General features: G+C 56.5%; 14 protein-coding genes. 3 read left to right on the forward strand and 11 right to left on the reverse strand.

All coding sequences use genetic code 11. From position 1 onward, the window contains the following. Window positions 1-135 precede the first annotated feature (135 nt). The 4 genes from O3298_RS15310 to O3298_RS15325 all read right to left on the reverse strand — a co-directional run bounded on the left by O3298_RS15310 (window position 136) and on the right by O3298_RS15325 (window position 3,350). Window positions 136-1,197, reverse strand: coding sequence for a DUF932 domain-containing protein (locus O3298_RS15310; RefSeq protein WP_305059931.1), 1,062 nt, complete (start codon window positions 1,195-1,197; stop codon window positions 136-138). Window positions 1,198-1,362: 165 nt separating this feature from the next. Beyond that, complete coding sequence (locus O3298_RS15315) at window positions 1,363-2,385, reverse strand: toprim domain-containing protein (RefSeq protein WP_289913795.1); 1,023 nt, start codon at window positions 2,383-2,385, stop codon at window positions 1,363-1,365. Further along, entirely contained in the window at window positions 2,360-2,737 is a 378-nt protein-coding gene (locus tag O3298_RS15320) for a hypothetical protein (RefSeq protein WP_305059932.1), read from the reverse strand. The genes O3298_RS15315 and O3298_RS15320 overlap by 26 nt, the downstream gene beginning before the upstream one ends. Further along, window positions 2,730-3,350 carry a hypothetical protein gene (locus tag O3298_RS15325; RefSeq protein WP_289913797.1) on the reverse strand — a complete coding sequence of 207 codons (621 nt, stop codon included), beginning with the start codon at window positions 3,348-3,350 and terminating at the stop codon, window positions 2,730-2,732. Before O3298_RS15325 ends, O3298_RS15320 begins: the two co-directional genes overlap by 8 nt. Before the next feature lie 586 nt (window positions 3,351-3,936). On the opposite strand from O3298_RS15325, the gene O3298_RS15330 reads away from it, so the two are divergent. Both O3298_RS15330 and O3298_RS15335 read left to right on the forward strand, forming a co-directional pair. Beyond that, a complete protein-coding gene (locus O3298_RS15330; protein WP_289913798.1) occupies window positions 3,937-4,722 on the forward strand; it encodes a DUF1845 domain-containing protein in 786 nt (261 codons plus the stop codon). An 800-nt stretch (window positions 4,723-5,522) separates the two neighbouring features. After that, entirely contained in the window at window positions 5,523-5,924 is a 402-nt protein-coding gene (locus O3298_RS15335; RefSeq protein ID WP_289913799.1) for an AlpA family transcriptional regulator, read from the forward strand. Window positions 5,925-5,928: 4 nt separating this feature from the next. On the opposite strand, the gene O3298_RS15340 is transcribed toward O3298_RS15335, so the two are convergent. The 5 genes from O3298_RS15340 to O3298_RS15360 form a co-directional block, all read right to left on the reverse strand. After that, window positions 5,929-7,125, reverse strand: a complete 1,197-nt coding sequence (locus O3298_RS15340) for a site-specific integrase (protein ID WP_305059933.1) — start codon at window positions 7,123-7,125, stop codon at window positions 5,929-5,931. A 400-nt stretch (window positions 7,126-7,525) separates the two neighbouring features. Beyond that, complete coding sequence (gene guaA, locus O3298_RS15345) at window positions 7,526-9,136, reverse strand: glutamine-hydrolyzing GMP synthase (RefSeq protein ID WP_101480991.1); 1,611 nt, start codon at window positions 9,134-9,136, stop codon at window positions 7,526-7,528. Between the two features lie 176 nt (window positions 9,137-9,312). Continuing rightward, on the reverse strand, window positions 9,313-10,773 hold the full coding sequence (gene guaB / locus O3298_RS15350; protein WP_034752206.1) for an IMP dehydrogenase: 1,461 nt from the start codon (window positions 10,771-10,773) through the stop codon (window positions 9,313-9,315). 143 nt (window positions 10,774-10,916) lie between these two features. Continuing rightward, the gene (locus O3298_RS15355; protein WP_289913801.1) at window positions 10,917-11,213 is read right to left on the reverse strand and encodes an RnfH family protein; all 297 of its coding nucleotides are present in this window, start codon (window positions 11,211-11,213) and stop codon (window positions 10,917-10,919) included. Beyond that, complete coding sequence (locus tag O3298_RS15360; protein WP_034752216.1) at window positions 11,206-11,637, reverse strand: type II toxin-antitoxin system RatA family toxin; 432 nt, start codon at window positions 11,635-11,637, stop codon at window positions 11,206-11,208. Before O3298_RS15360 ends, O3298_RS15355 begins: the two co-directional genes overlap by 8 nt. 93 nt (window positions 11,638-11,730) lie before the next feature. Between O3298_RS15360 and smpB the strand changes: the two genes are divergently transcribed. Further along, window positions 11,731-12,180, forward strand: coding sequence for an SsrA-binding protein SmpB (gene smpB, locus O3298_RS15365; RefSeq protein ID WP_034784131.1), 450 nt, complete (start codon window positions 11,731-11,733; stop codon window positions 12,178-12,180). A gap of 313 nt (window positions 12,181-12,493) precedes the next feature. Here the strand turns inward: smpB and O3298_RS15370 are convergent, their stop codons facing one another. Further along, complete coding sequence (locus O3298_RS15370) at window positions 12,494-12,802, reverse strand: H-NS family nucleoid-associated regulatory protein (RefSeq protein ID WP_010397665.1); 309 nt, start codon at window positions 12,800-12,802, stop codon at window positions 12,494-12,496. Window positions 12,803-13,436: 634 nt separating this feature from the next. Further along, the gene (locus tag O3298_RS15375; protein WP_099664320.1) at window positions 13,437-14,381 is read right to left on the reverse strand and encodes an SPFH domain-containing protein; all 945 of its coding nucleotides are present in this window, start codon (window positions 14,379-14,381) and stop codon (window positions 13,437-13,439) included. Window positions 14,382-14,383 lie beyond the last annotated feature (2 nt).

Below are 14,383 nucleotides of genomic sequence, written 5' to 3' on the forward strand. Positions count from 1 at the left end.
AAATTCTGTTCCACAGATGAACACGACATCGATCTAGGGTGTGACAGCAATATGCGGTGCTCCGCAGGCGATTAATACCACTCCCCGGTGGCGAAAAGATGCCCCCGGGGATTTTTCAACCATGCCACGACCAACTTATGCAGCTTCGACGATCTGTTGCCATTCCCTACCCGACAACTCCAACATCTTTCCACCGATCTCCTCGAACTCAGTGGCACGATCATAGTCATCCACTTCCTGCGAGTAGCCTGTCACCGCATTGAGCAAGCCGTAACCGTTCATTTGGTGTTCCGCAATGAAATGGCGCAATACCCCTGCTCGCTCCGCCTCGTTCAATACGAAGCGATTCGCCAACACCTCCACAGCCTTCACCGGATCACCCGTCAATGTGATGCCCATGGTCTTGCGCATCTTGTCCGATATCAGTTGAAAGGTTGTCTCCGACACAGCGGTCTGCACCATGTCCCGCGCTTTCAGAAAGATCGCGCGATCTTCGGCCTCCACTGTGTCATCTTGCAGAATAACGTCATCGCCACACTCCAGCAAACGCCCAGCATGGTTTTTCCGCATCGAGCGCTCACAAGCGATGAGCCCGTTGCTACATTTCAGGCGATAAATCAACGGCTCCACACGCAGCCGTCCCACCCCGATCTCCGAATTGCTGACCACGACGCCGGCCTGCAACACGTCTCCTGGCGCGATCTCATGGGTCACCTCGGCACTGACCACCTTCAAATACATCTTGTTTTCTGTCAGCTCCACCGACTCAAAACGGGCACCCGGCAGTTTAAGCAAGATCGGTAAAATGCAGTGGGCCAAATCGATATTGTCGAGCCGACGGAAGCGCGACGACAAGAAGGCTCTGGCCCGCCCCGCCAAGGTCCGTACCATATAGCTATCTGTGGCATTGATTCTGAGCCACGCATTGATGTTTTCATCAAGCAGTTCGGTATCGAACGAACGCATACGCTTAAAATACGGCAATGGTATATCCAGTTTTTTTGCCAGCTGCGCGCAGGTAAAGTCGTTCATCAGGTATCGTTTCTTGCCATAGGGTTCATCAATGACGAGATTGCACTGTCCTGCCGCTGTCGTCTCACTCACCAGCTTCGTTGCCGGCACAATCATGTCCTTCTTAAGTACGGCCTGCCGCTCAAGTTCGACGATAATTTGATCCAAATGACGTCCTGTTTTCATCACAACCTCCATGAAAAAAGCGGGCGATGCAACTCCCTGGCGGGAGCGCATCCCCGCAGGGTCAAGCACGCGGAATGTACTCGATTCCACGTGGGCGCAGCATTGCGCCAACATGCGGCGACCAACCGGCCACCGCGCCAGATTCACTGTTTTGCTCTCTGCACCTCACGCCGCACGACAAGTGCGGTGTGAAATTTTCAATAGCACCTCTGCCCAATCGGCGCCAGCCGACTTCGGCACAAACACCTCGGCCGATCGCCCTGCCCGCCGTGCATGGGATTTCAGGTAGCGACGCGCGAGGCTATAGGCTGCGGCCTGGCCATCAAAAAATGCGTGCGCATCGTTGTCAGCGTAAATGCGCAGGCGTTTGACTGTTTCCGGAATCCATAGCTTTTCCAGGTTCCCGGCACTCACCCCCGCCCACACTGGCTGATGCGAACGTTTCATGACCGCCAGCGCTGTCTCGATACCCTCACACACCGCCAATTCGTCTGTGGATGGCGCCAGACGAATGGCAGCGCCATCGATGCCAGCGCACAGTAACTTCTTGACTGCGCATTCGCGGGCCTTCTCGCCATTGCTCAAATATGTCCGATGCAACGACACCGTGTGACCACTCTTATCCTGCACACAGGCCACCATGGCAGGGTAGCGGCGCACCACAACAGGTTTACCCGTAACCAAATGACGCTCGTAGTAACCCAACGCAGGATGCATGCGCAGCGTCGACGGGTAGCGTTCCAGGTTCACGCCCCGGTTCCGCAGATACCTGTCCACCTCATCTCCTGGCATCACTGGCATCGTTTCAGCCAGAATCTTCCGAATCAGACCATCGCGTTCGGCACGTGAATCCTGCGCGAGCGAGATCGGTGGCCTCGGCGCACGCATACCCAGGTAGCTGTCCACTTTGCCAAGTGCATCAACAGCACTCAGCCCTAAGCAGCCCATCAACAATTTGAATCCGCCACCGGCGCCGCAGCCACGGCAAATATAGTTGCCGTGGCCAAATTTGTCCGTGTATTGAAACCGGTCAGTGCCACCGCAATCACCCAAGGGACATGGCTGATTACGTTGATTGAGCACTTTCGCATCCACGCCCAGCGCCAGCAGAATTTCCGTCCACCGTCCAAACGCGCGCTGCTTAACCCGCTGAAAATGCGCGTTAAATTCTTCCTCGTTTCTGGTCATGTTGACCTCCCCATGTCAGGCCCCAAGAAAAATTGCCTTCGCACGGGTACGTTACGCGGCGTGCAAACAGCCACGCCTGATCCATGGCAACGCCAACTTCCCCAGACAGCAGTTCATTTACAGTGAAGGACATCGCTCTTCTGTCCGGACGTCCACGCTGGGGATCGACCTGAAAACCGCCCGGCACTAAGGACAAGCGTATTAACCGCAGTTCTTGACCGAGGTAAAAAACCCGACCTGCCTTCCCCACAACAATCTCGCTTTCCTTGATTCTGAAAATCAATTCATCGATGTCCCGCACCCGACAGAAGCGAACGGAAGGGAATGCAGCGGCAATGAAGGCATCAAGCATGGCGCCCTCCCTTCGTATTTACCTGGCGTCCAGACTTACCGACATGTCCACGCAAGCAATCCTCATCTTTTGCTGCACCCAGCGATGTAAAAAGATCGGATTGATGGAGCTTGATCTGCTCATTCATCCACTGCGGGTTCTTGAATAAATTGTCGGAAATCCAGTCTGGCTTTGCCAGTACCGCTTGGCGGGCCCACTCGGGGTAGTCCTGCAGCGAACTCAGAAACCAACAGCACAACTGGGAACCAATCCAATCGCGCACCTCCTGCGCATCAATAGCGCCGATGAATGGTAGCTGCGACAACGGACTGCCACTTACCACCTTCATACAATTGACGAAGGAAAACGGCTGCGTATCCCGAACCGGATCCGTGAACACCCAACGAACCAGTTCAAACTTCTCGTCCAGGGGCGTGCGCGGGTCGCTGAGCAGACTTACTTTGCGTAATAGCCACCAGTGCAATGCCACCAACTCCTCTTCTGAAAATTCAATCGCGTCATCATTCGTCTCGCGCGCGGATACCTTGTTCGCAGGTGCGCGCGGCACGCCAGGATGGAAAGAAGCGTCCCTATCCTGGGGGACGCGACAATAGTTGATCTGATATCTGCTCATGATTGCCTCGCACAAAAAAAGGGACAAGGCAACTCCCTCTCGGGATGCATCGTCCCAAAGGGGGAAATAGATCATCCGGTTGCTACGACGCACCGGAACTTCAATTGACTGGCTTGATACTGACGGCTGATGCCGTTTCGGCGGGGATGCCAGCTACCGTCCTGAAAACGCATGCAAAGTGTTTTGACGTAACGGCGCGGTGCACGCGGCGCGTCAAAACACTCTCGTTCTTCAGAAACACGGTCGCCGGGCCTGGAAACAGGAGACGATCCAATCGGTGCTGCGGCGCGCTGGGCGCAATTGACAGGCTTGCCGGACGATGCAGGGCTAGCTGCTGCGATGATGTACTGACTTTAGGCCGCCCTCACCTGCCTGTCAACACAGGTTCGACGAAAAATGCCATCAGCAAAGTCACCTGCGGTGGGAACCCCGGTTGCGTACGCCTCAATGCGATTATCGGCCGCCCACACTAGCGAGCGCAGTACCCGCAAATACGCTTCCAAAGCTCCGTGCATTCCTCTTGAATCAGCATGATGGCGAGTCCACCATGTCATGTAGCCCCATGGGCATTTTCAAGGACATCATCATGAACCACCCAGCTCCCACCCATTTGATCGTCACGCGTGATCACGGCGAAGCCAACAGGAAGTTGCTGGCCAAGGAGGCCGCCGCCGATCTGACGCGTGTCGAATCTGCCAGCCGCAAGGTCAATATCACGCTCGCCAGTCCGGAAGGCAAGCGTTTGTACTTGCGATGCTTCTACGTCTCACAAGCGAGTTTCCATTTTATTTCCGTCTTTGCCAGGATGAAATTACCAGCCGAGGATGTCGATAAAGTAGAACAGGAATTGCGCACCATGCTTGACGCGCGCATTGCCTTGGCCAACCAGAGTATCGTCACCTTCGAGAAACTGTGCCATCAACATGGCATCACGGACTTGGCCAGCTATGACATCGAACCTCTTGCCATCGAAGCGAAAGTATTTTCCATGTTCGGCCGGCGATTACTGGAATTGATCAGCAAAGTCGACCAGCTCATGCCCATGCTCGAAACCCTGTGCATTGACGAGGCACTCTCGACAAGCCAGCTCATTACCGAAAAATCGCAGATCAAGAAAACCGTGCGTGCAGTGACCGCAACCACGCGCGCGCTGTCCCTGGGCCTGCTCAAACGCATCAATGCCCTGCCCGTATCCGAACGCAAAGCCACCACAACGAACAGCCATCCATCCCCTGGAGAGGGATCCGCCATGCACACATCGTTCAACGGAGCACCTCAACAATCAGGCGCCCCAGAGCCCAATGCGGCCCCTGAGAGCGTTTTGAGCGATGCTGCCACGGAGATGAGCGAAGAGGCGTCCGCGAGCCCCTGACAGGCTTAATAAGCCTTGCTACCCGCATCGCGGATAGGGAGACTAAAACCACTGCGCCGGTACGGAGGAAGCCATGTGCATAAAAATGATGCTCTGCAGTGAACTGCCTGTGACCCAGGCATGGTGTATCGCTGCGATGGAAACCGCGTTTGGGCCGGCCTATCGCATGGCCCCAGGGACCGCCTGTATGTCTCCCCTGGACACACCCCTGATACACAACGGCATTGCAATGATCGTGATCGAGCAGGCATCGAGGTTCGCCCCGAAGGATGTCCGGCAACTGATCAAGTGGTGCCATGCCCACGACAAGGCTCTGCTGGTGTGCGGAGCGTTGTCTGAGGAAGAGCGGGAAATCTGCGGATTAAGCCATTGCATCGCGATTGACATCACTGCCCTACAGGCGCCGGTATGTATCCAGTGGACGTCCTGCGCCGGCACGCTCCAGCTGTTCGAAGAAATGTTCGTACCTACGCTGAAAACCGTCCAGCGGACCGCCCATCTCTACTGTTCCGGGCTACGCTGCCGGCACCATCGTCGTAGAGAGGTAACAGGTACTCAGCGGATACAGACACTTCTCAAGGGACCGGAGCGGCGGAAAAGTCTCATAGGCCATTCACATTCCAACGCTTTCCCACATGATCACGACCGATCGGCTACACGCCACTGACGGCCGCCGCTACAGCATCCATCAATTGCCGTGAAATGCTACCAAAATATGCCTGTTTTCAACTTGATGACCACGATCAGCGCAGCCACCATGGCTCAGGATCATCCGTCATCGGTCATGGAGACAGTTCATCATGAAATACAATCCCCCTTCGAACCAATCGCCCTTTGCCCCCTCGGTGTATCCAGCCTTTGGTCAGCGGGCAATTATCGGCGGCATCAAGCGCCAGCGTCAGGCTGCTCAGAAAGCCAGCCGATCACCCCGCGCAGCACGTACGCTTACCGAGAGCGACCTCAGGATACCTGGCCGGGTCCTCATTAAACGCCGCCAGCTTTTGCAAAAGGTGCCGCTATGCGAGCGGACCATCCTGAACCTTGAAAAACGAGGGCAGTTTCCACGGCGCTTTAGCATCACCTCGCGTTTGGTCGCCTGGGACCTCAAGGAAGTGGACGCCTGGATCGCAGAACAGCAAGCGGCGGCACGCCTGCCAGCGGTGCCGCAAGCACAGCCTGTGCAACGCAAAGCGCTCAGGTAGTCTCTCACTCTTTCAGCTTTGTCCAGGCGTCGATCATGTCTGCCCACTCCTGCAGCATGGTTCGGCGCTGCACCGAATACTCAGCCTTGTTGTACACGGCTCGCACGCCCCTCTGCTCGTGGGCAAGACATTTTTCGATCCAATCGGTGTTGTAGCCGGCTTCGTGCAGCAGGGTCGATGCTGTTCGCCGCAAATCGTGCGGCGAAAAATCGGCCAGTTGTTTCCCACAGTCTCGTGCCGTGGCGCAGACTGACACCAGGATGCGATTGAGCGAAGCACCATTCATCGGCACATCAGGGTCATATCGCGATGGCAAAATATAATCGGATGTGCCAGCACAGGTACGCAACGCAACGAACATATCCAACGCCTGGCGCGACAGATAGACATTGTGGGGGTTGCGGCGCTTCATACGTCGGGCCGGAATAGTCCATAGAGCATCGGTAAAGTTCACCTCACTCCATGTTGCGTCCGTCAATTCGGATTTGCGCACCATGGTGAGCAACAGTAATTTGCAAGCCAGGCGCAAGGTCGGCGCGCACTGCACGTATTCGATATGTTCGTAGAACAGCGCGATCTCTTCGGCCCCCAACGCGCGGTCGCGTGGTTCAAATACGGCAATGGATGAGGGAGCAACCAGATCCGCCGGGTTGATTATCTGTTGTCCCCGTTGTTCCGCATACTTGAAGACCAGTTTGACGATATCGCGCGCGTGCACGGCCGTCGCAGGGGCGCCACGTGCGAGGATGGCGTCGCATACGGAACGTAACTCGTTGTGCGTTATTTCATGCAGCAAGAGACTGCCAAATGGGCGCTTCAGATCGCGTTCATACACCGAGCGCCGCATTTCCCGCGTCGACTCCGCCATTTTGTACTTTATTAGCCAACGTTCTGCCCAGACGCTGAATGGTTCTCCAGCGGCCAACTGATGGCGCGATTGGGCTTTGAGGCGCGACGGGGACTTGCCTTCCGATTGCGCTTTCTTCGCTTCCTGCAAGCGTTCCCTCGCCTCGTGCAAACTCAAGCCACCCGCCCCGTAGCGTCCGAGCACCAAGGTTTCGTACCGGCCATTGACGCGGTAGTTATAGCGAAACGAGATCGTGCCACTGGGGAGCACCGTCGCATACATGCCATCACGATCTGGCACCTTGTAGGCTTTCTCTGCTGGTTTCAGGTTTTTCAATTTTGTATCGGTCAGCATAGACACCTCCCATTCATACAAAGTCTGTATTGGCACCGGATGTATTTCAAACAATCAATCACTTAGCACGAAAAAAAAGTGACATCTGCTGCTACTCACGAGGTCCAGATACCCTCGCCGCGACGAGCGCGCCAGGGATCCATAAATACTTTTAAAATCATATACTTAGCCTAATAAACACCCTCACCGATACCCTCACCGTGCCAAATGGGCGGTGGGAACCAAATGTGAAATATTCCAGGCAGCAAGTTGAGTACCCATAACCGTACCCACAAAAAAACGTGCTTGGCTCTGCCGTGGGTTGCTTGCGTTTGCCAGACAAAATAAAAAAAGCCCCTGAAAAATCAGGGGCTTAGCTGTTTCATTGACCCGGCGTTACCTTACGGTGCCGGACGGGAGATTATTCCCACTCGATGGTCGCCGGCGGCTTGCCCGAAATATCGTAGACGACGCGGTTGATGCCGCGCACTTCATTGATGATGCGGTTGGAGACCTTGCCCAGCAAGCTGTGCGGCAGGTGCGCCCAGTGGGCCGTCATGAAGTCCTGCGTTTGCACGGCGCGCAGGGCCACCACGTATTCGTAGGTGCGGCCATCGCCCATCACGCCCACCGATTTGACGGGCAGGAAGACGGCGAACGCCTGGCTGGTCGCTTCGTACCAGTTCGCTGGCAGCGCGTCCGGGTCGACGGCCTGGCCGGCGACGAACTCGTACGGCGTGTTGCGCAATTCTTCGATGAAGATGGCATCGGCGCGGCGCAGCAGGTCGGCATAGTCTTTCTTGACTTCGCCGAGGATGCGCACGCCCAGGCCCGGGCCCGGGAATGGGTGGCGGTAGACCATGTCATGCGGCAAGCCGAGCGCGACGCCCAGTTTGCGCACTTCATCCTTGAACAGTTCGCGCAAAGGTTCGAGCAATTTGAGCTTCATGGTGTCCGGCAAGCCGCCCACGTTGTGGTGGCTCTTGATGGTCTGGCCCTTTTTACCTTTGCCGGCCGATTCGATCACGTCCGGGTAAATCGTGCCTTGCGCCAGCCATTTGGCGTTGACCAGCTTGCCCGACTCGACCTGGAAGACTTCGACGAATTCGCGGCCGATGATCTTGCGCTTTTGCTCGGGGTCGGTGACGCCGGCCAGGTGGCCCATGAACTGGTCTTCCGCATCGACGCGGATAACTTTCACGCCCAGGTTCTTGGCGAACATGTCCATCACCATCTTGCCTTCGTCCAGACGCAACAGGCCGTGGTCGACGAAGACGCAGGTCAGCTGGTCGCCGATGGCGCGGTGGATCAGGGCTGCCGCGACGGACGAATCGACGCCGCCGGACAGGCCCAGGATGACGTCATCCGTACCGACTTGGGCGCGGATCTTTTCCACCGCTTCGCTGATGTAGTCGGGCATGTTCCAGTCCGACTTGCAGCCGCAGATTTCATGTACGAAGCGGCCGATCATGGCCTTGCCCTGCACCGTGTGCGTCACTTCCGGGTGGAATTGCACGCCGTAGAACTGGCGCTCTTCGTCGGCCATGGCGGCGATCGGGCAGCTCGGGGTGTTGCCCATCAGCTTGAAGCCTGGCGGCATTTCCAGCACCTTGTCGCCGTGGCTCATCCACACTTTCAGCATGCCGTGGCCTTCATCGGTGACGAAGTCGGCAATACCGTTGAGCAACTTGGTATGGCTGCGGGCGCGTACTTCGGCGTAGCCGAATTCGCGCACCAGGCCGTTTTCCACCTTGCCGCCCAGCTGGGCCGCCATGGTTTGCATACCGTAGCAGATGCCCAGCACGGGCACGCCCAGCTCGAACACGGCTTGCGGCGCGCGCGGCGAATCGCCGTCCAGGGTGGAATTGTGGCTGCCCGACAGAATCACGCCGGCGGCGCCGTAGTTGCGCACGAATTCGTCGCTGACGTCATACGGGAAGACTTCGGAAAACACGCCGGAATCGCGCACGCGGCGGGCGATCAACTGGGTGACTTGGGAACCGAAATCGAGAATGAGGATTTTAGAGTGCATGGTCGGAGCTTTATTCAGGGTCAATTGCAAAACCGGCGCACTGGGCGCCGGTCTGGACTTTCGCTACCACAATAGCGTAGCTGGAAAACTGTTCAGGGCAAGGCGCAGTGCCGAAGACAGTACGAATAGTACGGCGAGGCACTGGAACGCAGCCATGGACAGTTTCTCCAGTACGCTTACTCGGAGCGGTAGTTAGGCGCTTCTTTCGTGATCTGCACATCATGGACATGCGACTCGCGCATGCCGGCCGAAGTGATTTCCACGAATTCCGCTTTTTCGCGCAGTTCGTCGATGGTGGCGCATCCGCAGTAACCCATCGATTGACGCACGCCGCCCACCAGCTGGAAGATGATCGCCAGCACGCTGCCCTTGTAGGCCACGCGGCCTTCGATACCTTCAGGCACGAACTTGTCGGCCTTCATCGTGGCGTCCTGGAAATAACGATCAGCCGAACCATCGGACATCGCGCCCAGCGAACCCATGCCGCGGTACGACTTGTAGCTGCGGCCCTGGTACAGGATCACTTCGCCCGGTGCCTCTTCCGTACCGGCAAACATGGAGCCCATCATGACGGTCGAGGCGCCAGCGGCCAGCGCTTTCGAGATGTCGCCCGAGAAGCGGATGCCGCCGTCGGCGATACATGGCACGCCCGTGCCTTCCAGCGCTTCGGCCACGTTCGAGATGGCCGTGATTTGCGGCACGCCCACACCGGCGACGATACGCGTGGTGCAAATCGAGCCAGGACCGATGCCGACCTTGACCGCATCGGCGCCGTATTCGACCAGCGCCTTGGCGGCGGCGGCCGTAGCGATGTTGCCGCCAATCACTTCGACTTGCGGATACTTGGTCTTGATCCAGCGTACGCGGTCGAGGATGCCTTGCGAGTGGCCGTGGGCCGTATCGACCACCAGCACGTCGACGCCGGCAGCGACCAGCAGGTCGATGCGCTCTTCATCCTTGGCACCTACGCCGACGGCAGCGCCGACCAGCAGCTTGCCCTGGCTGTCTTTCGACGCGAACGGGTGGGAAGTCGACTTCTGGATATCCTTGACGGTGATCAGACCGCGCAGTTCGAACGCGTCGTTGACGACCAGCACGCGCTCGAGGCGGTGCTTGTTCATCAGGCGCTTGGCTTCGGCCGTATCGGCGTCTTCCTTGACGACCACGAGTTTTTCGCGCGGGGTCATCTTGGCGGAAGCTTCCGCGTCGAGTTCCTGCTCAAAGCGCAAATCGCGGTTGGTGATAATGCCGACAACTTCCTTGCCCTTGACGACAGGGAAACCGCTGATGCCGTATTGTTCCGTCAGGGCGATCACGTCGCGGATTTTCATTTCCGGCGGAATCGTGATCGGGTCGCGCAGCACGCCGGCTTCAAAACGCTTCACGCGGGCCACTTCACGCGCCTGGTCTTTCGGATTCAAATTCTTGTGAATGATGCCGATGCCGCCTTCCTGGGCCATCGCGATCGCGAGGCGGGCTTCCGTCACCGTATCCATGGCTGCGGACAGCAAGGGAATATTCAGGGTGATATTGCGGGTCAGACGAGTTTTGAGGGACGTATCGGCGGGCAAAACGTTGGAGTAGGCTGGGACGAGCAGCACGTCATCGAATGTGAGTGCTTTTTGAAGTAGACGCATAGCATTTCCTATTGGCGCAAAAGCAGATTATACAGAAAAAAGCGCCCTCCGTCCTTGCAGCATAGAAAAGATATTTGGAAATAGCAAAAAAATGTCCCGCCAGGGCCAGCCGCAAGCCGCAGCCCTGCCCTCTTCCAGACCCGTCAGGTCTTGGCGGGCTTGCCGCTGGCACGCCGGCGGCGCGCTTCTTTCGGGTCCGCCTGCAGCGGACGGTACACCTCGATCCGGTCATGCTCGCGCAAGACGGTGTCCAACGGCTTCTTCTTGCCATAGATGCCGACCATATTCACGGCCAGGTCGATGCCGGGGACTTCCTGCAGCAAGCCGCTCTGCTCCACCGCCTGCCTGATGGTGGCGCCTGCAGCCACCGTCAAGGTGCGCAGGAAGCTGCTATCCGGCAAAGCATGGCAAACTTGCACCTGGATGCTCACTTCAGCCATACACCGTCTCCGCGCGCTTGCAGAAGGAATCGACCATGCTGTTGGCGATCATGCCGAAGACGGGGCCGATGATCTGCTCGAGCACACGGCTGGAAAACTCGTAATGCAGGTCCAGCTCGATCTTGCACGCATCTTCACGCAGGGCCTTGAAGGTCCACACGCCGTCGAGGGTCTTGAAAGGACCGTCTACCAGCTTCATCTTGATGGAGCTCGGCGGCACGTTCTCGTTGGACGTGGTGAAGCTTTGGCGCACGCCGTGGTAATGTATGCCCACGCTGGCGACGACCGTGTTCTCGCCCCGCTCGCGAATCTCGACCGCACCGCACCAGGGCAGGAATTTGGGATAATCCTCCACCGCCGCCACCAGCGCGAACATTTGTTCGGCGCTATAGCCGAGAAAAACTGATTTATGTACTACTGCCATTGAAGAACCATTTGCTATGATGTTGGATACATTTGATTTTATCGCGCTTGCGCGAGACAGTAGTTTAACCGACCCGCGCACATTTACCATCTCATGACCATAGCAGACAACAGAAAAGCCTTCCACGACTACTTTATCGAGGATCGCTACGAAGCCGGCATCGTGCTGGAAGGCTGGGAAGTCAAAGCCATCCGCGACGCCCGCGTACAAATCAAGGAAGCCTACGTTGTCGTCCGCGGCGATGAACTCTTCCTGTTCGGCGCGCATATCAGCGCCCTGCCGACCGCCTCTACCCACATCCACCCGGAAGCCGTACGCACGCGCAAGCTGCTGCTGCACCGTGCGGAAATGGATAAACTGATCGGCAAGGTGGAACGCTCCGGCTATACGCTGGTGCCGCTCAACCTGCACTACAAGGGCGGCCGCGTCAAATGCGAAATCGGCCTGGCCAAGGGCAAGAAACAGCACGACAAGCGGGCAGCGGAACGCGACCGCGACGGCGCGCGCGAAGTGCAGGCGGCAATGAAGTCGCACCGCCGCTGATCCGGCACCACGCGCAGCGATCTGCGCCAATACCACCAAGCCCGGCTATATGCCGGGTTTTATTTTGCCGGTACCTGCGGCAAACGGAAATGCACAGCGCAATGGGATGAAAACAGGAAAAGGAAGAGATACTGCGGGAATAAGACAAGTATTATCGAAAATACCATGGAGATAAACGAATGAATCAGCTTTGCCTGCCTGGCCAAAGACGATTAATCAGGAAAGTTCCGGATGCTTGCATGCTGCCTTGTACTACACCTGTACTACTCCACAGGACAAGCATCCGAATGAACGGTTTGTTAAACCTTCAGGATCAAACCTTCAGCAGATCGCGCGACTTGCCCGAATCGGTCCACTCTTTGACCCATTTCGGTTGACGGCCACGGCCAGTCCATTGCTGCGTCGCATCATCCGGATTGCGATAGCGTACTGCGACCGTGCCGGTTTTAGCGCGGATACCGGTACCAACCAGATCTTTTACGGAAACGCCAACGCTCTGGGCGATTGCCAGGATTTGTTCACGCGCTTTGGACAGATCGTCCTGTTCGCGTTTCTTCATTTGCTTCTTGATGTCGTCCTGCAAGGTGCGCAGTTCGGACAGGGATAAGCTGGACAGATCCATGATATTTCCTTGTGTGAGTTGAAAAATATAACTGAACAGTTAAATTCTATCCAATTGTAACGCGACTGAGGTGATTTTTCTTGAGATTTGATTGTTTTTTACAATTCTTTTACCAAAAACCCGACTTCCCCGACCTTCAGATGATGTAAGTCTTCAATCCAGGGAGCGGACATCGCGCCGGGCCGACTGTCTGCGCCGACTTCCCTTCCTTGTGCGATCGCGATTCAATGCAGCACCATCGGCAGTATTTATTTTGCAGCACTTTCTGCTTCATTGCAATTTATAGTAATCATAAATTGCAATTCAAAATATACATGGGAGCAATACTATCGCCAATTATGCACCGACTTTCAAACACTACCCAAGTATCCGCCGCGGATATCGGCTCAATCATCGCAATGCATGAGCAGCAGATTCTACTTCAATCGAAAAGATAAGCGTCGCACGACAGCATATAATCCCGAAAGTGCGCACAGCATAGCATAAAGAAAATATTTTCAACATTGCCATTTAAAGCGCAGATACTCGGGCCCTGTCGCCAGCATATATTCCAGCAGCGCAAATGAAAACTGCCCGCGATATGGCGGGCAGTTTTGACGACTAACTTGCTACGAGTTTGCTATTCACCAGGCAATCAAGGAATAGCCACACCGCTTTTCGGCTTTTGCGTTTTCACCACCTGCATCGCCGTGGCGATCAAACCGCTCATATCGCCCAGATTGGCCGGCACGATAATCGAGTTATTTGTTTTCGCCAATTGCGCGAACGCGCCCACATACTGCTCGGCCACTTTCAGGTTGACGGCATCTTCGCCGCCCGGCTCGCGGATGGCGGCGCCCACCTGGCGCAGCGCTTCGGCACTGGCTTGCGCCAGTGCGACGATGGCCGTGGCCTGGCCTTCGGCGCGGTTGATCGACGCCTGCTTTTCGCCTTCCGAGCGGGCAATCGCCGCTTCGCGCTCGCCGCTGGCGATATTGATCTGCTCCTGCTTGCGCCCTTCCGAGGCGGCAATCAGCGCACGCTTTTCGCGTTCAGCCGTAATCTGCGCCTGCATCGCATGCAGGATTTCCTTGGGCGGCGTCAAATCCTTGATTTCATAGCGCAATACCTTGACGCCCCAATTCGCCGCCGATTCATCGATGGCATTCACGATGGCCGTATTGATATGGTCGCGTTCTTCAAATGTCTTGTCGAGTTCCATTTTACCGATCACCGAACGCAAGGTCGTTTGCGCCAGTTGCGTAATGGCGGCGATATAATTCGACGAGCCATACGAAGCACGCATGGCGTCGGTAATCTGGAAATACAGAATGCCATCGACCTGCAATTGCGTATTGTCGCGCGTAATACATACCTGCGGCGGCACGTCGAGCGGAATTTCCTTGAGCACGTGCTTGTAGGCGATACGGTCGACAAAAGGCACGACGATATTCAAGCCAGGGCCCAATACCGCATGGAACTTGCCCAGGCGCTCCACCACCCAGGCATGCTGCTGCGGTACCACATTGACCGTCTTGAAGACAAATACCAATGCCAGCAATAACAAGATCAACGACATGCTTCCGATGCTTACTTCCATAA

This window comes from Janthinobacterium sp. SUN137, from assembly GCF_030587265.1.
Lineage (GTDB): Bacteria > Pseudomonadota > Gammaproteobacteria > Burkholderiales > Burkholderiaceae_D > Janthinobacterium > Janthinobacterium kumbetense.